1 protein-coding gene is annotated in these 290 nt (G+C 67.2%); it reads left to right on the plus strand.

What is annotated here, in order from left to right; translation table 11 throughout:
• A partial coding sequence (locus F0Q45_RS27170; protein WP_149656718.1) for a DDE-type integrase/transposase/recombinase occupies positions 1-290 on the plus strand: 290 nt, incomplete at both ends.

The raw sequence follows: 290 nt of genomic DNA on the forward strand, positions 1-290 counted from the left end.
ACGACGGTGTGCCCGACGGCGAGCGGGTCAACCACAAGCGGGTGGCCCGGGTGATGCGCACCAACGGGATCGCCGGCTATCGGCGCCGACGCCGGGTCACGACCACCGTGGCTGATCCGGCCAACCAGAAGGTCCCCGACCTGCTCAAGCGGGACTTCACCGCCACGCAGATCAATACCCGTTATGTCGGGGACATCACCTACTTGCCGTTGGCGAGTGGAGGCAATCTGTACCTGGCCACGGTGATCGACTGCTGCTCACGGCGGGTGGCGGGGTGGGCCATCGCCGAG

It is taken from the genome of Mycobacterium simiae, assembly GCF_008370645.1.
Classification (GTDB): domain Bacteria; phylum Actinomycetota; class Actinomycetes; order Mycobacteriales; family Mycobacteriaceae; genus Mycobacterium; species Mycobacterium simiae_A.